The organism is Streptomyces triticirhizae, assembly GCF_003696235.1.
Classification (GTDB): Bacteria; Actinomycetota; Actinomycetes; order Streptomycetales; family Streptomycetaceae; genus Streptomyces; species Streptomyces triticirhizae.
Genome location: NZ_RFFJ01000010.1, coordinates 16,879 through 35,210, shown reverse-complemented (window position 1 = coordinate 35,210; position 18,332 = coordinate 16,879). Strand labels below are relative to the sequence as shown.

Here is an 18,332-nt window from a genome sequence, read left to right as displayed (position 1 = left end):
TGCCGTCATTCTCGTGGACCGACATCAAACACGCGTCAAGGAGAGGTCAATCGGGAAATCCGGGGCGGTGGCCGGAGAGAGGCGCCGTGGAAACGCGCACGGCCGCCCAGGGAGGGAACTCGCCCTCCCTGGGCGGCCGTCGGTACCCGTTCGGTGCCGGCCGGTGGTTCAGCCCCGAGTGCCGACCGGGTCCGTGGCCGGCGTCCGGTCGCGGTCGCCGGCCGCCGCGTCCTCGGGCTCGGCGGCCTCGGAGAGTCCGAACCTGGCGTAGACGCCGCGCAGCGGGCCGGGCAGCCACCAGGCGCTCCGGCCGAGCAGCGCCAGCGAGCCCGGCACGAGCACGCCCCTGATCAGCAGCGCGTCCAACAGGATCGCCAGCCCCGCGCCGATGCCGAACATCTGCACGAAGCTGATCGAACTGGTGCCGAAGGCGAGGAAGCTGACCGCCAGCAGGCCGGCCGCCGTGGTGACGATCCGTCCGGTGCGGGCCAGCCCGTGCTCCACCGCCGCGTCGGGCGTCATGCCCTGGTCGTGCAGCTCCTTGATCCTGGCGACCACGAACACCTCGTAGTCCATGGCCAGTCCGAAGACCACGCAGAAGACGAGCACGGTCATCGCGGAGTCGGTCGGCTGGGGCGTGAAGCCCAACAGCCCGGAGAGATGGCCCTCCTGGAAGATCCAGACCATGATGCCGAAGGTGGCGGCCAGCCCGAGCCCGTTGAGCACCAGGGCGCGCAGCGGCTGGACCACGCTGCCGGTGAAGAGGAAGAGCACCAGGAACGTCACCAGGGTGATCAGCGCGATGGCCAGCACCAGCCGGGAGCCGATGGCGTCCCTGGTGTCGACCAGCTCGGCGTCGGTGCCGCCGACCAGCAGCTCTCCCCCGCCGGGCACCGCCAGCCCGCGCAGGTCGGCGACCAGGTCGGTGGCCTCCTCGGACTTGGGCTCGACGCTGGTCGAGACGGTCAGCCACTCGGCGTCGGGCCCGGAACGCTCGGCGTCGGCCGGCGGCCCGTCGAGCGGCCGGCCCTCGGCGAACGAGCCGACGCTGGCGTCGACGCGGGTGACGCCGGGCCGCTCGGAGATGTCGCTCGCCAGGCTCTCGACGGCGGGGGCGTCCAGGGCGGTGTCGGTGACCACCTGGAGGGCGCTGGCGTCCAGCCCGGTGAAGCCCTCGTCGAGGACGGCGCTGACCTCGCGGCTGGCGACGTCGTCCCGCAGCACCCGCTCGTCCGGGGTGCTGAACTGCACGCCGAGCAGCGGGCTCGCGGCCAGCACCATGCCGGCGACCACCGGCAGCAGCGCCAGCACCGGGCGGCGGCGCACCGCACGGGCCAGCCGTCCCCAGAACGGCGCGTCGCCGCCCCTGATCCCGGTGACCCAGGGCAGCCGGCCGGCGTTGATCCGTTCGCCGAGCAGCGCGAGCAGCGCGGGCACCACGAAGAGCGCGGCCAGCGCGGCGATGGTGACCACGCCGATGCCCGCGTAGGCGAACGACCGCAGGAAGTAGAGCGGGAAGAGCAGCATGGTGGCGAGGGCCGCCGCGACGATGACCGCCGAGAAGAGGATGGTGCGGCCGGCGGTGCGCACGGTGTGGGCCAGCGCGTCGGGGACGCTCTCGCCGAGGCCCAGCCGTTCCCGGAAGCGGGCGACGATCAACAGCGCGTAGTCGATGCCGAGTCCGAGCCCGAGGGCCGTGGTGAGGTTGGCCGAGAAGATCGAGACGTCGGTGAAGCCGCCGAGGAGGCTGAGCAGCCCGAAGGTACCGACGATGGCGAGCACGCCGATGGCCAGCGGCAGCGCGGCGGCCACCAGGCTGCCGAAGGCCGCGAGCAGCAGGACGAGTGTCAGCGGGATGGCGATGGCCTCGGCGATGACCAGGCTGGTCATCACGTTCTCGAAGATGTCCCGGTTGACGCCCTGCCAGCCGCCGAAGGTGACCTCGGCCGGGCCGATGGAGCCGGCGTAGGCGGCGTGCAGGTCCTCGGTGTTCTGGAGGGCCTCGTGCTCGTCGCCGGCGACGTGCGCCACCACCACGCCGAACCGGCCGTCCTCGGAACGGAGCGACGGCGCCTCGTCGGTCCAGTAGGAGACGACGTTGCTGAGCGTCTCCTCGCCGGTGAGGTCGGCGGTGAGGCGTTCGCCGGCCTCGCGGACCTCGGGCGAGTCGACGGTGGCGCCCTCCTCGGCCTCCACGAGCACGATCAGGTCCGCCTGCCCGCCGAACCGCTCCTCGATCAGCTCGGCGGCCTCGCTCGACGGGGCGTCAGGGTCCAGGAAGCCGCCCACCTTGAGCTTGTCCATCGCTCCGGTCGCCAGCACCCCGGAGATCGCGACCACGACCCCCGTGATGATCAGGATCAGGCGGGCACGCCGGATGGCCAGGCTGCCGAGCCAGGTAAACATGGGTAGCGGTATCCCCTCGGAGAGGTGGTACAGGGCTGTGTGACGCCTGGTGAGCCGACGGCCCGGCGTCCGGACCGCCGGCCGGGCCGGCGTGGTGCGGCGGTGGTGCCGTGTGGTGCGGCGGCGCCGGTCGGGACCGAGCGGCGCCGCCGGCTGGGTCGGTGGATCGGTGACACTGCTTCGGGGCGCGGGGCCGACCGAATGTTAACGGTGGAAACATGGCGCGCGGACCCATCCTAGCGGCGATGATGACACTGTCAACATCCCGCCGCCGCACGGGAGTCGGCGCGCCGGCGCGAGGGCCCTCAGCGCGCTCCCGGGGCGCACACCACGGCGCAGGCGACATTGCCGTCCCCGCCGACCGAGGTGACCAGGCCGATGCGCTCGGCCGAGTCCGACGCGCGCCAGTCGGCCAGCAGCGCGGCCAGTTGGAGCGCGCCGCTGGCGCTGTAGCAGTCGCCCAGCACCTCGGCCACGCTGAGCCGGCGCACGTCGGCGGCACGCGGGAGCACCCGCCGCAGCGCGCGCTCCTCGGCCCCGGCCAGCGCCAGGTGCCGGTCTGCCCCGGTGGCCACCACGTCCACCTCGCCCGCCTCGACGCCCGCGCGCGCCAGGGCGCGTGACAGGCAGTCGGCGAGCCCGAGGGCCAGCCCTCCGGGCCGCCCGGCCGGGCCGCCCGCATAGCCGATCTCGACGGCGAGCACCTCGGCCGACACCGCCCCCGCGCCGGTCTCCGCGCCCGTCTCCGGTCTCGCGTCCCGCGAGGTCCCCCGCGTTCGGTCCGCCGCCTCCCCGCCGGCCGGCTCCCCGCCGGCCGGCTCGACGACGAAGAGCGCGGCGCCCTCGCCCAGCGGGGTGTCCGGCTCCAGGCCGCCGGCCCGGTGCCGGCCCCAGGCGACGGCCGGGGTCAACTCCTCGACGCCGCCGACCAGAAGCCGGTCAGCGCGCCCGCGCGCCAGCGCCGTGCGGGCGTGGCGCAGCGCCGCCAGGCTCGACGTCTGCCCGGTGGCGACCGTCGCGTTCAGGCCGCGCAGCCCGTTCCAGATGGCGATCTGTCCCGCGCAGCTGTTCATCACGGTGTTGGGGAACATCGAGGGGTCCACCAGATAGGGCAGCTCCTGCACCAGGGTGTCCCTGGCCACGGCGGCCAACGACCGCAGGCTGCCGGTGCTGGTGGCCAGGACGACGCCGGTGGTGGAGCGGTCCTCCCCTTCGGGCGGCGGGCCGCCCAGGGCGAGCCGGGAGGCGGCGAGCCCCAGCGAGCTGAACCGATCCAGCTTCCGCGTGCCGCGCCGCCCCAGGAACTCCCTGATGTCCAGGGGCGTCACGGGCCGCAGCGGGGCGGGCGGGAAGTCGGCCGGCGGGTCGGCCGTCGGCTCGCCGACGGGGGCGCGCGCCCCGTGCAGCGCCTCGGCCAGCGCGTCCAGGCCCTGGCCGGCGGCCGAGAGGACCCCGCAACCGGTGATCCGCAGCGTTCCGCCCGGCCGCGCGGCGGCGCGCCCGGCGCCGGCCGCCGCCGTGGTCGTCACGGTCATGTCCCCTCCCCGCCCGAGGCGGCGCCGGCCGCGACCCGGCCGTGCGCCCCGTTCGCCCTGTTCGCCTCGCTCGCCTCGCTCGCCTCGTTCACCTTGCTTGACCGGTCCGCCTCGTACCGTCCGAAGAGGGTGATGGCGTTGTTCCCGCCGAACGCGAAGCCGTGGTTCTGCGCCACCCGGGGCCTGGCCGGCCGCGCCGTGCCCGGCACCGGGTCGACGCCCGGCCCCAACTTCGGGTCCACGGCGCGCAGATGGGCCGTGGGCGGCAGGAAGCCGTCGCGCAGCGCCATGCAGCAGATCACCGCGCCCAGGCCGCTGGCCGCGCCCATGGTGTGCCCGATCGCCGACTTGATGGAGCTGATCGGCGGCAGCCGGTCGCCGAAGACCATGCGGGCCGCCGCGATCTCGGTGGCGTCGTTGGTCGGGGTCCCGGTGCCGTGGGCGCAGATGTAGTCGATCTCCTCGGGCCCCACCCCGGCGTCCGCCTGGGCCAGCCGGATGCACTCGGCGATGCTGCCGGCGTCCGGGTTGACCATGTGGCGGGCGTCGCAGTTGGCCCCGTACCCCAGCAGCTCGGCGTAGATCCGCGCGCCGCGCGCGAGGGCCGCCGTCAGCGGTTCGAGCAGCAGGACCACGCCGCCCTCGGCGGTGAGGATGCCGGCCCGCTCGGCGTCGAACGGGCGGCACACGTCCGGCGACAGCGCGCCCAGTTGGAAGAAGCCGGCGTGCGTCGCCCGGTTGACCGCGTCGGCGCCGCCCGCCAGCATCAGGTCGGCCTCGCCGCCGCTGACCAGGTCGTAGGCGTAGCCCAGCGCGAAGTTGCTCGCCGAGCAGGCGGTGGGCACGGTCTGCGCCTCACCGGTCAGCCCCAGCTCGCTGTTGACCGCGTTGGCGATCCGGCTGGCCGGCAGCCGCCACACCACCTCGGGGGCCAACGACTTCAGCCCCCCGGCGTGCGCGGCCTCGGCCAACTCCTGGAGCACCGTGGACTCCCCACCCGTGGTGCCCATCACCGAGCCGGCGGCCACCGTGCCCAACGTCTCCGGGTCGATCCCCGCGTCGCGCACGGCCAGCCGGGCGGCGACCGCGGCGAACTGGGCGCTGCGCCCCCACTCCTCGGCCGTCAGCCGCTCCAGCCAGTCCGCCGCGTCGAAGTCGCTGACCTCGCCGGCCATGGTCACCGGGAAGCCCTCGGTCGGGAAGCTCGTGATGGGGAAGGTGCCGGTGCGCCCGGCCCTGATCGCCTCCGTGAAGGCGGCCACCCCGATCCCCACGCTGCTGACCACGCCGATCCCGGTCACCACGACGCGCCGCCCCTCGGCGCGCGCCCGCGTCTCAGGCGGCATCGCCGGCCCCGCTCGCGTGGGCCTCGACGATCTCGTAGGTCCTGCTCAGGTTGTTCATCTCGGACAGCTCGTCCTTCGGGACCCGGATGCCCAGCTCCTTCTCCACGCGGCTGACGATGGTGATCAACGAGAGCGAGTCGGCGTCGTACTCCTCCACGAAGTCGCCCGTCTCCTCGATCTCCCCCTCCACCTCCAACTCCGCCACCACGATGTCGCGAATCCGCTCGCGCACCGAGGCGGTCGCGGTGGTCACGGCGGGCACGGCGGTCGCTGTGGTCGCGCCCGTCTCCGTCGTCGTCGGGTCCGAGGTCAGGTCGGTGGTCATCTGTGCGTCTCCTGTCGTTCCGTCGACTGCTCCCCCGTCACGGGGCCCACCCCCGGACGGAACGCCGCTCGGCGTTGTGGTCGCGGCAAAACTAGCCAGCGGCCCCTCCCCACTCCCAGGATTCGCCTCGGTAATTCCCCTTAAGTGACACCGCATTCCGCCGGGATTCGCTCTTTGACCCGGAGTTGACATCGCTTTGACGCGCTGCGGCCAGCATTGCGGGAACGCCGGGAAACAGAGCCGCTGCCCGCTCCGGGAATTCCCGGTTCCGGGAACGCGTCACCGCGCCCGTTCTCCGGTCGGGGAGCGTGGCCCGCGCGTATTCCTCCGCGGCCTCTTCCACGGCCCCGTTTGTGCATCCGAACCCGAACCCGCAGCCATCGGGAGGCAATCCGTGTCTCGTTCCGTCCTCGTCACCGGCGGAGGCCGGGGCATCGGCCTCGCGGTCGCCCGCGCCTTCGCCGACGCAGGCGACAAGGTCGCCGTCACCTACCGCACCAGCCCGCCGCCCGACGGCCTCTTCGGCGTGCGCTGCGACGTGACCGACCAGCGCTCGGTCGACCGCGCGTACGACGAGGTGACGGCCCAGCACGGCCCGGTCCAGGTGCTGGTCTCCAACGCCGGCATCACCCGGGACAACCTCTTCCTCGGCATGGAGCCCGAGGACTTCGACGCCGTCCTGGACACCAACTTCGGCGGCGGGGTGCGGGTCACCCGCCGCGCCCTGCTGGACATGGCCAGCGCCCGCTGGGGACGGGTGATCCTGATCGGCTCGGCCGCCGGGATGATGGGCTCCGCCGGCGTCTCCAACTACGCGGCCGCCAAGTCCGCGATGATCGGCTTCGCCCGCTCCCTCGCCCACGAGGTCGCCACCCGCAGGGTCACCGTCAACGTCGTCGCCCCCGGGTTGATCGAGACCGACCTCGTGGCCGACCTCGGCGACCGGCGCAGGGCCGAGATCCTCGCGGCCACCCCGATCGGCCGGCCCGGCCGCCCCGAGGAGGTCGCCGGGATCGTCCGCTTCCTCGCCGGCGACGAGGCCAGCTACATCACCGGCGCGGTGATTCCGGTCAGCGGCGGCTATGGAATGGGGCACTGACGTGGCCACAGACATCGAGACGACGCCCGGGGCCCCGGCCCACGCGGCGGCCCGCCCGTTCCGCGCCGGCTTCGCCGCGATCTCCGTGGCACCCGGCGAACTGGGCCAGCTCGCCGGCGCGTTGGAGGAGAACGGCTACCAGGAGCTGGTCGTCTCCGAGACCCGCCACGACCCCTTCGTCAGCCTGACCGTGGCCGCCGGCGGCTCCCGCTCCGTCGCGCTGCGCTCCGGGATCGCGGTCGCCTTCGCCCGCAACCCGATGTCCACCGCGATGCTCGCCAACGACCTCCAGACGCTCTCCGGCGGCCGCTTCACCCTCGGCCTGGGCACCCAGCTGAAGGCGCACATCACCAAGCGGTTCGGGATGCCGTGGTCCGCCCCGGTCGCCCGGATGCGGGAGTACGTGCAGGCGCTGCGGGCCATCTGGCACAGCTTCGAGACCGGCGAACGGCTGCGCTTCCGGGGGGAGTTCTACCGCCACACGCTGATGGTGCCGTTCTTCGACCCCGGGCCGAACCCGCACGGCTGGCCCCCCGTGGTGCTGGGCGGCGTCGGCGAGGCCATGACGGAGATGGCGGGCGAGGTCGCCGACGGCTTCGTCGCCCACAACATCACCACCCCCCGCTTCCTGACGGAGGTCACCCTGCCCGCGCTGCGCCGGGGGCGGGAGCGGGCCGGCCGGGACATGGCGGACTTCGAGCTGCACCTGACGCCGATGGTCGCCACCGGCCGCACGGAGGAGGAGTACCAGCGCGCGGTCGCCAGCACCAGGTCACAGCTGGCGTTCTATGTGGCGGCCCCCACCTATGCGTCCATCCTGGAGCTGCACGGCCTGGGCGAGGTCCGCGACGAGCTGCACCGGCTGGCGTCCGAGGGGCGGGCCGACGAGATGCCCTCGGTCATCGACGACTCGGTGCTGCGCACGTTCGCCTTCGTCGGCGAGGCCGAGGACGTGGCCCGCCAACTCCACGACACCTACGCCGGCCACGCCACCAGCCTCAGCTTCTACGAGCCCAACGTGACCGACCCGCACCGCTGGCTGCCGCTGATCCGACGGCTGCGCGAGATCGACACGGCGGAGCGCGCCGGCTGAGCCGGGCGCGGAGGGCTGGACGGGTCGCCCTGGCGGCCCCGTACGCTGGGGCGCGATGTACGCGTTCGTCCGCTCCGCCCCGACACGCACCGCCCACCCGCTGCGGCGCGTGGTGCTGGTGCTGGCCGTGACGTTCGCGGTACTGGTCGCCGCCGGCTGGCTGGTGAACGCGCGGGCCGCGGAGCCGGGCCCCCTCGAACGCCAGCTGGCCCTGTGGACCCAGGCGACCATCGCCGACCGGCCGTTGCCCGACCCCGACGCCCCCGCCGAGCGGATCGCCGCCTTCTTCGCCGCCCTCGACCCCGGCCAGGCGCGGACGTTGGCCGACCGCTACCCGCTGGTCGTCGGCAACCTGCCCGGGGCCCCGCTCACCCTGCGCTACCAGGCCAACCGGCTGGCCATCGAGGACGCCAGGGCGGAGGAGCGGCGGCGTGCCGAGGACGCGCGGCTCTCGCCCGAGGGCCAGTGGGAGGCCGGCCGCCGCGCCAACCGCCTGGCGTCGCTGCTGCGCGAGGACCGGCAGATCCTCGCGTTCGACCCCTCGGGGCGCGGCCGGGTCGCCGAGGTCTTCGGCGACCTCGAAGCGGCGGACCGGGTCTCCCTGGTCGTGCCCGGCGTCAACACCGACCTGCTGACCTTCGAACGCACCGAGGGCCGCTGGTCGGCGCCCGCCGGAATGGCGCGGGCGCTCTACGCCGAGGAGCGGTCCCGCTCCCCCGAGACCGCCACCGCCACCATCGCCTGGGCCGACTACGACGCACCGCGCGGGCTGACCATGTCGGCGGTCACCGCCGGCAGCGCCGAGACGGGCGCCGAGCGGCTTCTGGCCACGCTGCGCGGGCTGCCGGACGACGCCGAACTGGCGCTGTTCTGCCACTCCTACGGCTCGGTGGTCTGCGGGCTGGCCGCCGACGAACTGCCGTCCAGCGTCACGGACATCGCGGTCACCGGCAGCCCGGGGATGCGCGCCGAGCGGGTCGATGACCTGGGCACCACGGCGCGGGTCTGGGCGATGCGGGCCGAGGACGACTGGATCGGCGGCATCCCGCACCTGGCGATAGGCCCGCTGGGGCACGGCAACGACCCGTCCTCCCCGACCTTCGGGGCCCGCCCGCTCGGCAGCGGCGGCGCGAGCGGCCACGACGGCTACTACCTCCCCGGCTCGGCCAGCCTGAGCAACCTCGCCCGGGTGGGCAACGGCACGGCGGCGAGCGCCGGTTGCGCTCCGGAGGCGCCCGACTGCGCGCCGCTCACCCCCTGCGGCTGACCTCCGCGCGCGCGTTCCGTCAAGGTGACGCGAACACACCCATCCGGGGGAAGCCGTTTCGTCGGTGCCGCCCCTTACGATGACCCGCATGGGTGATGTGCTGGCCGGAATCCACTCCACATGGGAGTTCGACACCGACTCCGTGCTCATCCGCTTCGAACGGGGGATCCGCACGCCGAAGCTGTTCCAGGTGCTGGGCGAGCGCCGCATCCCGTACGAGGCGCTGAGTTCGGTCGAGCTGGCCCCCGGGTCGCGCAAGGGCACCGTGGTGCTGCACGCCGTGCCGCGTCCCGGCGCCGACCCGCTGGTCGAGGCGGCGGCCGGGCAGCTGCGGCAGGCGGCCGACCCGTACCGGCTGGTGCTGCCGGCCGAGCGCGAGTCGCTGGCCGCCTACTACGCGGGCGAGCTGCGCTCCGCGCTCGGGCCCGAGGCCGGGCAGGACGCGGACCGCCACCTGGTGGCCGCTCCCGTGGCCCCGCTCCAGTTCAAGGCGTACGACGGCAAGGTCTCGTTCGACAGCAAGGTGGTCAGCTTCCGCTGGTTCTGGACGGGCGCCTCGTCGGCCAAGTGGAAGGCGGGCGACCAGACCTTCCCGGTCAGCGAGCTGGCGGACGTCGAGTGGCGCTCGCCCGAGATAGCCGGCGGCCATCTGCGGCTGCTGCGGCGCGGCCCCGACGGGGAGCCCGAGCGGGACCAGGGCCCGGTGGACCAGGACCCGGCCACGGTGGTCTTCGGCCCCGGCTACGGCCTGGTCCACGAGTCGCTGCCGCTGGCCGCCGCCGTGCTGGAGGCGATCCACGCGAGCGACCCCGAGGAGAACGGGCACCGCGCCCCGGGCCGGGGCAAGCGCCGCGCGGCGCCGGCCGACATCGCCGAACGCATCCGGCACCTCGGCGAGCTGCACCGCTCGGGCCTGGTCACCGACGAGGAGTTCACGGCCAAGAAGCGGGAGCTGCTGGCCGAGCTGTGACCGGCCGGCCGCACCGCCCGCTACGCGGGTAGTTCCCCGCGCCCGCCCTCAGTGCCCGGCCTCGACGGCCGCGGCCGCCTCGCCATAGAAGTCGATCTTGTAGTCCAACACCGAAAGCGTGCCCTGGAGTTCGGCGATCCGCCGCAGCACGTTCTCCCGGGTGGCCAGCAGCAGCGCCTGCCGCTCGGGGTAGGTGTGGTCCCCCTCCCGCATCAGGTCCGCGTAGCGCACCATGTCGGCCACCGCCATCCCGGTCAGCCGCAGCTTCCCCACGAACGCCAGCCACTCCAGGTCGGTGTTGTGGTAGCGGCGCTGCCCGGTGTGGGAGCGGTCGACGTGCGGCATCAGCCCGATGCGCTCGTACCAGCGCAGCGTGTGCACGGACAGCCCGGTGTGCTGGGCCACCTCGCTGATGGTGTACCGGTCCTGCCCCGTGGGCCGGGGGAACGGCCGGTCCACCGAGGCGCAGAGATCATCCGCTCCCGCCTCGCCCTCCACCGGCGAGGAGGTCGAAGGGGAGGGCTGTGCTTGGGTCAGGGTCATGCCGCCCACGCTAGATCCTTGGAGTGGACTCAAGGCAAGGGCCCGGGGAACGGACGGCGCCCCCGGGGCCGGCCGCCGGGCGGGCCGGGGGCGCGGCTAGGCTCGACCGTATGCGAAGCCTTGCGTTGGTGGACGAGTGGCCGGTCGAGACGGTGGCCACCGGGGTGGTGCGCGCGGACGGCACGATCGCCGGGCAACGCGGGCCGGTGGACGAGGCGTTCCCGCTGGCCTCGGTGACCAAGCCGCTGACCGCCTACGCCGCGCTGATCGCGGTCGAGGAGGGCGCGATCGAGCTGGACGAGCCGGCCGGGCCCGAGGGCTCCACGGTCCGGCACCTGCTGGCGCACGCCTCAGGGCTGGCCTTCGACGAGCCGAAGGTGATGGCCCCGCCCGGCGAGCGCCGGCTGTACTCCAACGCCGGCTTCGACGTGCTCGGCGACCACATCGCCAAGGCCACCGGGATGCCCTTCGCCGAGTACCTGCGGCAGGCGGTCTGCGAGCCGCTGGGCCTGACGGCCACCGGGCTGGCCGGCTCCCCGGCCAAGGACGGCGTCTCCTCGGCGGCCGACCTGCTGCGCTTCGGCGCCGAGCTGCTGAACCCGGCGCTGCTGGCCCGCGAGACGCTGGACGAGGCGACACGGGTGGTCTTCCCCGGGCTGAGCGGCGTGCTGCCCGGCTTCGGCCACCAGCGACCCAACGACTGGGGGCTCGGGTTCTCGCTGCGCGACCACAAGTCCCCGCACTGGACGGGGCGGAACTCCTCGCCGCGCACCTTCGGCCACTTCGGCCAGTCCGGGACGTTCCTGTGGGTCGACCCGGACGCGGGGGCGGCGTGCGCGACGCTGACGGACCGGCCCTTCGGGCCGTGGGCGGCGAGCGCCTGGCCGGCGTTCACGGACGCGGTGTTGCGTGACCTGAGCACCTAGGCCGTGTCCGTAAAGTCTCGCCGTGGGCCGGTGCGGGCGGGCGGGCAGGAAGAATCAGTCGCGCAGCGACCAGCGCAGCGCCTCCACCGGGCTCGGCCCGGCCGTCAGCACCCACGGTCCCCGCGTCCGCACACTGTCCCCCGCGAACACCTCGCGTCCACCCAACTCCCCGCTCCCCCGCACCAGTTGCAGATGTGCGAGCCCCCCGGCCAGGACCGTGGAACCGCCGGAGGCCACCCGCAGCAGGCGTAGTTCCGCCGCCGTGCGCGGCAGCGCGTACCCGTCGTCGGGAGCGAACCCGCGCACCACCTCGTACTCCGGCTCGCCGCCGGGCTCGTCCTGCACGAGCCACATCTGCGCGAACCGCAGCGGCACGTCCCCCTCGTTCCGTTCGCTGTGCCGCACCCCGGAGCCGGCCGTCAGGCGTTGCAGGTCGCCGGCGCGCACCACCGTCGTCGCGCCCGTGTCGTCCTCGTGGGTCAGCTCGCCCTCGATGACCCAGCTGACGATCTCCACGTCGCGGTGCGGATGCGGCGGGAACCCGGCGCCCGGCGCCAGCCGTTCCTCGTTGCAGGCGGTCAACTGGCCCCAGCGCAGGTTGTCCGGGTCGTAGAAGGCGCCGAAGGAGAACGCGTGACGGGTGTCGACGCCGGCGTCCGGGTCCCCGCCCCGGAAGCGGTCGGCGGCGCGCACGATCCCGAGTTCGCTCGGTTGGAGAGACGACACGCACGCCACGTTAACGCCCGACGAGGGGCGGGCGGGGACCCCCCGGGTATGCCCGACGACGAAATGAGGCAGGCTGGTCCCCGTGTCCGATGCCGATGAGAAACAGGCTCATGCCGCCACCGTTCGCCGTCTCGAACAGTCCTCGGGCAAGCTGGCCGCCGCCGCCATCGCGCGGATGGACCAGCAGTTGCCCTGGTACCGCGCCATGCCTCCGGAGAACCGCTCCTGGATCGGGCTGGTCGCCCAGGCGGGCATCGCGGCGTTCACCGAGTGGTTCCGGCATCCGGACGCGCCCCAGGCGATCAGCACCGACGTCTTCGGCACCGCGCCGCGCGAGCTGACCCGGGCGGTCACCCTGCGGCAGACCGTGGAGATGGTCCGCACCACCATCGAGGTGGTGGAGTCGGCCGTCGACGAACTGGCGCCGCCCGGCGGCAAGACGGCGCTGCGCAACGCGCTGCTGGTCTACGCGCGGGAGATCGCGTTCGCCACCGCCCAGGTCTACGCCCAGGCCGCCGAGGCCAGGGGCGCGTGGGACGCCCGCCTGGAGTCGCTGGTGGTCAACGCGGTGGTCTCGGGCGAGGCCGACGAGTCCGACGTCTCCCGCGCCGCCGCGCTGGGCTGGCGGGCCCCCGAGCACGTGGTGGTGGTGCTGGGCAACGCGCCCAACGGGGACAGCGAGTTGACGGTCGAGGCGATCCGCCGGGCCGCCCGTTACGCCAAGCTCCAGGTGCTGACCGGGGTGTTGGGCAAGCGGCTGGTGGTGATCGCCGGCGGCAGCGACGACCCGGTGCAGGCGGCGAAGGCGCTGATCGGCCCGTTCGCCGCCGGGCCCGTGGTGGCCGGGCCCGTCGTCGGGGACCTGCTGTCGGCGACGCGTTCGGCGCGGGCGGCGGCGGCCGGGGTGCGGGCGTGCGCCGCCTGGCCGGACGCGCCGCGCCCGGTCCTCGCGGACGATCTGCTGCCGGAGCGCGCGATGGCCGGCGACCCGGCGGCGCGCACGTTGCTGGTGGAGGAGATCTACAGACCGCTCCAGCAGGCGGGGTCGGCGCTGTTGGAGACGCTGAGTGTCTATCTGGAGCAGGCCAGCTCTCTGGAGGGTGCCGCCAGAATGCTGTTTGTGCATCCCAACACCGTGCGCTACCGCCTCAGACGTGTGACTGATGTCACCGGGTGGCCTCCTTCTGACGTACGCTCGGCCTTCACACTCCGCATCGCGCTCATGCTCGGCCGTCTCGCGGATGGAGATGCGAACTCCTGATAGTTAGAGACTCTCTACAATTCCCGAGACCGTTCTTCGTTCTCGCCACCACCGGTGGCGAACCCCTCACCCGGGAGAGAGTGAGAAGGTGCTCGTACTCGTAGCCCCCGGCCAGGGCTCCCAGGCCCCTGGCTTTCTGCAACCGTGGCTCGAACTTCCTGGTGTGGCCGATCGCCTCGGCGAGTGGTCCGATGTCGTCGGTCTCGACCTGGTCCGTTATGGGACCGAGGCGGACGCCGACGAGATCCGCGACACCGCCGTCGCCCAGCCGCTGCTGGTCGCTGGCGCGCTGCTGTCCGCCGGCGCGCTCTTCGGCGCGGACGGCGTGCCGGCCCCCGCCGAGGCTTTGGGCGCGATCGCCGGCCACAGCGTCGGAGAGTTGCCGGCGGCCGCGATCAGCGGGGTGTTGAGCGAGCGCGAGGCGATGGCCCTGGTGGCCCGCCGGGCGACCGCGATGGCCAAGGCGGCCGCCGTCACCGAGACCGGGATGTCCGCCGTGCTCGGCGGCGAGCCGGAGGAAGTCGACGCCAAGCTGGCCGAGTTGGGCCTGGTCGCGGCGAACAACAACGGCGGTGGCCAGCTGGTCGCCGCCGGCACCACGGAACAACTGGCCGCGCTGGCCGCCGACAAGCCGGCCGGGGCGCGGGTCATGCCGCTGAAGGTCGCCGGCGCCTTCCACACCGCGTACATGGCCCCGGCCGTGGCCGAGATGGAGGAGGCCGCCCGCGACCTGACCCCGGGCGACCCGAGCGTGCCGTTCGTCTCCAACGCGGACGGCACCGTGGTCGGCGAGGGCGCCGAGGTGCTCCGCCGGCTGGTGGCCCAGGTCTCCAGCCCGGTCCGCTGGGACCTGTGCGTGGACCGCTTCAGCGCGCTGGGCATCACCGCGATGATCGAACTGCTGCCCGGCGGCACCCTGGCCAGCCTGGCCCGGCGGAACCTGCCGGGCGTCGCGCGGGTCGCCATCAAGCGGCCCGACCAGCTGGACGCGGCCCGCGCACTGATAGCGGAGCACGCGCACCAGTCCCCCGAATCAGCCGAATAGGAGTCCGGACATGCCCCCCGCCACACTCAAGGCCAGCCGAGGCGCGCCGTATGCGCGGCTGGTTGGCGTCGGTGGCTACCGGCCCGCCCGGGTGGTACCCAACGAGGAGATCCTCCGCCACATCGACTCCTCCGACGAGTGGATCAGATCCCGCTCGGGGATCGCGACCCGCCACTGGGCCGGGCCCGAGGAGACGGTCGCCGAGATGGCGATCTCCGCCTCCGGCAAGGCGATCGCCGGCGCCGGGATCACCGCGCGCCAGGTGGACGCCGTGGTGATCTCGACCGTCTCGCACTTCGCCCAGACCCCGGCCGTGGCCACGGAGATCGCGCACCGCCTGGGCACGGAGAACGCCGCCGCGTTCGACATCTCGGCGGCCTGCGCCGGGTTCGGCTACGGCCTGACCGTCGGCAAGGGCCTGATCGTGGACGGCAGCGCCGGCCATGTGCTGGTCGTCGGCGTCGAGCGGCTCTCCGACCTGACGGACCCCACCGACCGTTCCACCGCGTTCCTGTTCGGCGACGGCGCCGGCGCCGTCGTGCTCGGCCCCTCGCTTGAGCCGGCGCTCGGGCCGACGATCTGGGGCTCCGAGGGCGACAAGGCGGACGTCATCGGGCAGACCGTGGCCTGGAACGAGTACCAGCCGGGGCAGCGCTTCCCCGCCCTGCGCCAGGAGGGCCAGTCGGTCTTCCGCTGGGCGGTCTACGAGATGGCCAAGGTGGCCCAACAGGCGCTGGACGCCGCCGGGATCACCGCACAGGATCTGGATGTCTTCATCCCGCACCAGGCCAACATGCGGATCATCGACTCGATGGTGAAGACGCTCAAGCTGCCGGAGCATGTCGCGGTCGCCCGGGACATCGAGTTCTCCGGCAACACCTCGGCCGCCTCCATCCCACTCGCGATGGAGCGGATGCTGGAGACCGGTCAGGCGAGAAGCGGGGACACCGCGCTCGTCATCGGCTTCGGGGCGGGGCTGGTGTACGCGGCCACGGTCGTTACCCTCCCCTAAGCGAGGACCCGACAACCAAGGACCCACCGCTTGACCCGGGTCCGCCCGACGGTCCACGGACCACCAACCACGCGGTACCCCACCGCAGCACACGAAGGAGCGCCGTCATGGCTGCCAGCCGGGAAGAGATCATCGCCGGTCTCGCCGAGATCGTGAACGAGATCGCCGGTATCCCCAACGACGAGGTGACCGAGGAGAAGTCGTTCACCGACGACCTCGACGTCGACTCGCTGTCCATGGTCGAGGTGGTCGTCGCCGCCGAGGAGCGCTTCGGCGTCAAGATCCCGGACGACGACGTCAAGGGCCTCAAGACCGTGGGTGACGCGGTCGGTTACATCGCCGACCACCAGAGCTGACGGCTTCGGCCCTCGGCACCACGCGCTGTTCGCCACCCGGGATGCGGGGTGGCGGCGGCCCCATCCCCGATCTAGCGGAGTTAGAGAACTGTGAACGCGACCAATCGAGCGGTGGTTGTCACCGGTGTCGGCGCAACCACACCGCTGGGTGGCGACAGCGCGACCACCTGGGAGGCCATGCTCGCCGGTGAGTCCGGCGCGCGTCCGCTGACCCAGGAGTGGGCAGCGGATCTGCCGGTCACCTTCGCCGCCACGGCCGCGGTCGAACCGACCGAGATCCTGCCCCGGCCGCAGGCCCGCAAGCTGGACCGTTCCGCCCAGTTCGGGCTGATCGCGGCCAGAGAGGCGTGGGCCGACGCCGGTTTCCAGGGCAGGGCCGGAGAGGACGCGCCGGTCGACCCCGACCGGCTGGGCGTGGTGCTGGCCTCCGGCATCGGCGGGGTGACCACGCTGATGGATCAGTACGACGTCCTCAGGGAGCGGGGCGCGCGGAAGGTCTCGCCGCACACCGTGCCCATGCTGATGCCCAACAGCCCGTCCGCCAACGTCAGTCTGGACGTGGGCGCGCGCGCCGGCGCGCACACCCCGGTGAGCGCCTGCGCCTCCGGCGCCGAGGCGGTGGGCTACGCGGCGGAGATGATCCGCACCGGGCGCGCCGACGTGGTGCTGGCCGGCGGCACCGAGGCGTGTGTGCACCCGCTGCCGATCGCGGCGTTCGCCAACATGATGGCGATGTCCAAGGACAACGAGAACCCGAAGACCGCCTCCCGCCCCTTCGACACGGCCCGCAACGGCTTCGTGCTGGGCGAGGGCGCCGGCCTGGTGGTGCTGGAGTCCGCCGACCACGCGGCCCGCAGGGGCGCGCGGGTCTACTGCGAGCTGCTGGGCCAGGGGCTGTCCGCCGACGCCCACCACATCGCCCAGCCCGAGCCGACCGGGCACGGCATCGCCACGGCGCTGCGGCACCTGCTGGCGACCACCGACCTCAAGCCGGAGCAGCTCGCCCACGTCAACGCGCACGCCACCTCGACGCCGCAGGGCGACCTGGCCGAGGTGAAGGCGCTGCGCGCGGTGCTGGGCGAGAACCTGGACCCGGTGGCCATCTCGGCCACCAAGTCGATGACCGGCCACCTGCTGGGTGGCGCCGGCGGGGTGGCCACGGTGGCGACGGCGCTGGCGCTCTACCACCGGGTGGCGCCGCCGACGATCAACGTGGACGAACTCGACCCCGAGGTGGACGCGGACGTCGTCGTCGGCAAGCCCAGGGAGCTGCCCAGCGGCACGATCGCCGCGCTCAGCGACTCGTTCGGCTTCGGCGGGCACAACGTGGTGCTCGCGCTGCGGACGGTCTGAGCGCGCTCGGGAACGCACAACGAGGGGGCGCCGCCGGCCTGTTGGGGCCGGCGGCGCCCCCCTTTCTCGTGTGGGGCTTCCGCGTGCGGGGTTCCCGCGTGCGGGGTTCCCGCGTGTAGCGTCAGGGGCAGCGGACGACCTGGCCGGCCCAGGCGAGGCCGCCGCCGAAGGCGAAGAGCAGCACGGGCGCGCCCGCCGGGATCTCGCGCCGCTCCACCAGCTTGGCGAGCGCCAGCGGCACGGAGGCGGCCGAGGTGTTGCCGGAGTCGACCACGTCGGCGGCGAGCACGGCCTGTGGCGCGTTCAGCTGGCGGGCCAGGGACTCGACGATCCGCAGGTTGGCCTGGTGGAAGACGATCCCGCCCAGCTCCTGCGGGGTGAGCCCGGCCCGTTCGCAGGCGCGGCGGGCGATCGGCGCCAGCTCGGTGGTGACCCAGCGGAAGACGGCCTGCCCCTCCTGCCCGAACTTCGGCTGCCACTCGCCCTGGAGCCGCACCACGTCGCGGCGGCTCGGGTCGGAGCCCCAGACCACCGGGCCGATGCCGTCCGGCCCGCCGGACGTCCCGTCGGGGCCGATCACGGCGGCCCCCGCGCCGTCGCCGAGCAGCACACAGCTGGCGCGGTCGGTCCAGTCCGTGACGTCCGACATCTTCTCCGCGCCGATCACCAGCGCGTGCCGGGCGGCGCCCGCGCGCACGGAGTGGTCGGCGGTGGCGAGCGCGGTGGTGAAGCCGGCGCAGCCGTTGTTGAGGTCGTATGCGACGGCCTCGGGGATGCCCAACTCGCCGGCGACCCGGGCGGCGATGGACGGCACCCGGTCCCTGGCGCTACAGGTGGCCACCACCACCAGGCCGATCTCCTCGGGCGCGAGGCCGGCCCCGGCGAGCGCCTTGCCGGCGGCGGCCGTCGCCAGGTCGGCCACCGACTCCTCGCGTGCGATGCGGCGGGTGGCGATGCCGGTGCGCTGTCTGATCCAGGCGTCGTTGGTGTCCACCATGGTCGCCAGGTCGTCGTTGGTCAGCACATGTTCGGGCTGATAGTGCCCCAGGGCGTGGATGCGCGTCATGCC

The 18,332-nt window shown here is 73.6% G+C and carries 17 protein-coding genes; 10 read left to right on the top strand and 7 right to left on the bottom strand.

Going from position 1 to position 18,332, the window contains the following annotated elements; all coding sequences use genetic code 11:
* Positions 1 to 168: 168 nt before the first annotated feature.
* The 4 genes from EBN88_RS03895 to EBN88_RS03880 form a co-directional block, all read right to left on the bottom strand.
* Entirely contained in the window at positions 169 to 2,406 is a 2,238-nt protein-coding gene (locus tag EBN88_RS03895; protein ID WP_122182365.1) for an MMPL family transporter, read from the bottom strand.
* Between the two features lie 305 nt (positions 2,407 to 2,711).
* Positions 2,712 to 3,941 carry a beta-ketoacyl synthase N-terminal-like domain-containing protein gene (locus EBN88_RS03890; protein WP_122182364.1) on the bottom strand — a complete coding sequence of 410 codons (1,230 nt, stop codon included), beginning with the start codon at positions 3,939 to 3,941 and terminating at the stop codon, positions 2,712 to 2,714.
* Entirely contained in the window at positions 3,938 to 5,287 is a 1,350-nt protein-coding gene (locus EBN88_RS03885) for a beta-ketoacyl-[acyl-carrier-protein] synthase family protein (protein WP_122182363.1), read from the bottom strand. Before EBN88_RS03885 ends, EBN88_RS03890 begins: the two co-directional genes overlap by 4 nt.
* A complete protein-coding gene (locus EBN88_RS03880) occupies positions 5,277 to 5,612 on the bottom strand; it encodes an acyl carrier protein (protein WP_233580438.1) in 336 nt (111 codons plus the stop codon). Before EBN88_RS03880 ends, EBN88_RS03885 begins: the two co-directional genes overlap by 11 nt.
* 394 nt (positions 5,613 to 6,006) lie before the next feature.
* Between EBN88_RS03880 and fabG the strand changes: the two genes are divergently transcribed.
* The 4 genes from fabG (at position 6,007) to EBN88_RS03860 (ending at position 10,041) form a co-directional block, all read left to right on the top strand.
* Positions 6,007 to 6,711 carry a 3-oxoacyl-ACP reductase FabG gene (gene fabG / locus EBN88_RS03875; RefSeq protein ID WP_122182362.1) on the top strand — a complete coding sequence of 235 codons (705 nt, stop codon included), beginning with the start codon at positions 6,007 to 6,009 and terminating at the stop codon, positions 6,709 to 6,711.
* A gap of 1 nt (position 6,712) precedes the next feature.
* Positions 6,713 to 7,804: a TIGR03617 family F420-dependent LLM class oxidoreductase gene (locus EBN88_RS03870; RefSeq protein ID WP_199742243.1), complete on the top strand. Its 1,092-nt coding sequence runs from the start codon at positions 6,713 to 6,715 to the stop codon at positions 7,802 to 7,804.
* Positions 7,805 to 7,859: 55 nt separating this feature from the next.
* Positions 7,860 to 9,071: an alpha/beta hydrolase gene (locus EBN88_RS03865; protein WP_122182360.1), complete on the top strand. Its 1,212-nt coding sequence runs from the start codon at positions 7,860 to 7,862 to the stop codon at positions 9,069 to 9,071.
* Positions 9,072 to 9,159: 88 nt separating this feature from the next.
* The gene (locus EBN88_RS03860; protein WP_122182386.1) at positions 9,160 to 10,041 is read left to right on the top strand and encodes a DUF4429 domain-containing protein; all 882 of its coding nucleotides are present in this window, start codon (positions 9,160 to 9,162) and stop codon (positions 10,039 to 10,041) included.
* 48 nt (positions 10,042 to 10,089) lie between these two features.
* Here the strand turns inward: EBN88_RS03860 and EBN88_RS03855 are convergent, their stop codons facing one another.
* A complete protein-coding gene (locus EBN88_RS03855; RefSeq protein ID WP_122182359.1) occupies positions 10,090 to 10,584 on the bottom strand; it encodes a MerR family transcriptional regulator in 495 nt (164 codons plus the stop codon).
* A 110-nt stretch (positions 10,585 to 10,694) separates the two neighbouring features.
* Here EBN88_RS03855 and EBN88_RS03850 point away from each other — a divergent pair, with 110 nt between their 5' ends.
* A complete protein-coding gene (locus EBN88_RS03850) occupies positions 10,695 to 11,510 on the top strand; it encodes a serine hydrolase domain-containing protein (protein WP_122182358.1) in 816 nt (271 codons plus the stop codon).
* Between the two features lie 54 nt (positions 11,511 to 11,564).
* Here EBN88_RS03850 and EBN88_RS03845 read toward each other — a convergent pair whose 3' ends face one another.
* Positions 11,565 to 12,236, bottom strand: a complete 672-nt coding sequence (locus tag EBN88_RS03845) for a pirin family protein (RefSeq protein ID WP_122182357.1) — start codon at positions 12,234 to 12,236, stop codon at positions 11,565 to 11,567.
* An 82-nt stretch (positions 12,237 to 12,318) separates the two neighbouring features.
* Between EBN88_RS03845 and EBN88_RS03840 the strand changes: the two genes are divergently transcribed.
* The 5 genes from EBN88_RS03840 to EBN88_RS03820 all read left to right on the top strand — a co-directional run bounded on the left by EBN88_RS03840 (position 12,319) and on the right by EBN88_RS03820 (position 17,263).
* Positions 12,319 to 13,497: a PucR family transcriptional regulator gene (locus tag EBN88_RS03840; protein ID WP_122182356.1), complete on the top strand. Its 1,179-nt coding sequence runs from the start codon at positions 12,319 to 12,321 to the stop codon at positions 13,495 to 13,497.
* 88 nt (positions 13,498 to 13,585) lie between these two features.
* Positions 13,586 to 14,542: an ACP S-malonyltransferase gene (locus tag EBN88_RS03835; RefSeq protein WP_122182355.1), complete on the top strand. Its 957-nt coding sequence runs from the start codon at positions 13,586 to 13,588 to the stop codon at positions 14,540 to 14,542.
* Positions 14,543 to 14,552: 10 nt separating this feature from the next.
* Positions 14,553 to 15,554, top strand: coding sequence for a ketoacyl-ACP synthase III (locus EBN88_RS03830; RefSeq protein WP_122182354.1), 1,002 nt, complete (start codon positions 14,553 to 14,555; stop codon positions 15,552 to 15,554).
* A 107-nt stretch (positions 15,555 to 15,661) separates the two neighbouring features.
* Positions 15,662 to 15,910: an acyl carrier protein gene (locus tag EBN88_RS03825; protein WP_122182353.1), complete on the top strand. Its 249-nt coding sequence runs from the start codon at positions 15,662 to 15,664 to the stop codon at positions 15,908 to 15,910.
* 90 nt (positions 15,911 to 16,000) lie between these two features.
* Positions 16,001 to 17,263, top strand: a complete 1,263-nt coding sequence (locus EBN88_RS03820; RefSeq protein WP_122182352.1) for a beta-ketoacyl-[acyl-carrier-protein] synthase family protein — start codon at positions 16,001 to 16,003, stop codon at positions 17,261 to 17,263.
* Between the two features lie 121 nt (positions 17,264 to 17,384).
* Here EBN88_RS03820 and EBN88_RS03815 read toward each other — a convergent pair whose 3' ends face one another.
* Positions 17,385 to 18,329, bottom strand: a complete 945-nt coding sequence (locus EBN88_RS03815) for a beta-ketoacyl-ACP synthase III (RefSeq protein ID WP_407703371.1) — start codon at positions 18,327 to 18,329, stop codon at positions 17,385 to 17,387.
* Positions 18,330 to 18,332 lie beyond the last annotated feature (3 nt).

Excerpts from the sequence above, each read along its gene's own strand:
- EBN88_RS03895 (WP_122182365.1), bottom strand. The coding sequence starts at position 2,406 with ATGTTTACCTGGCTCGGCAGCCTGGCCATCCGGCGTGCCCGCCTGATC.
- EBN88_RS03890 (WP_122182364.1), bottom strand. The coding sequence starts at position 3,941 with ATGACCGTGACGACCACGGCGGCGGCCGGCGCCGGGCGCGCCGCCGCG.
- EBN88_RS03885 (WP_122182363.1), bottom strand. The coding sequence starts at position 5,287 with ATGCCGCCTGAGACGCGGGCGCGCGCCGAGGGGCGGCGCGTCGTGGTG.
- EBN88_RS03880 (WP_233580438.1), bottom strand. The coding sequence starts at position 5,612 with ATGACCACCGACCTGACCTCGGACCCGACGACGACGGAGACGGGCGCG.
- EBN88_RS03865 (WP_122182360.1), top strand. The coding sequence starts at position 7,860 with ATGTACGCGTTCGTCCGCTCCGCCCCGACACGCACCGCCCACCCGCTG.
- EBN88_RS03860 (WP_122182386.1), top strand. The coding sequence starts at position 9,160 with ATGGGTGATGTGCTGGCCGGAATCCACTCCACATGGGAGTTCGACACC.
- EBN88_RS03855 (WP_122182359.1), bottom strand. The coding sequence starts at position 10,584 with ATGACCCTGACCCAAGCACAGCCCTCCCCTTCGACCTCCTCGCCGGTG.
- EBN88_RS03850 (WP_122182358.1), top strand. The coding sequence starts at position 10,695 with ATGCGAAGCCTTGCGTTGGTGGACGAGTGGCCGGTCGAGACGGTGGCC.
- EBN88_RS03830 (WP_122182354.1), top strand. The coding sequence starts at position 14,553 with ATGCCCCCCGCCACACTCAAGGCCAGCCGAGGCGCGCCGTATGCGCGG.
- EBN88_RS03825 (WP_122182353.1), top strand. The coding sequence starts at position 15,662 with ATGGCTGCCAGCCGGGAAGAGATCATCGCCGGTCTCGCCGAGATCGTG.
- EBN88_RS03815 (WP_407703371.1), bottom strand. The coding sequence starts at position 18,329 with ATGACGCGCATCCACGCCCTGGGGCACTATCAGCCCGAACATGTGCTG.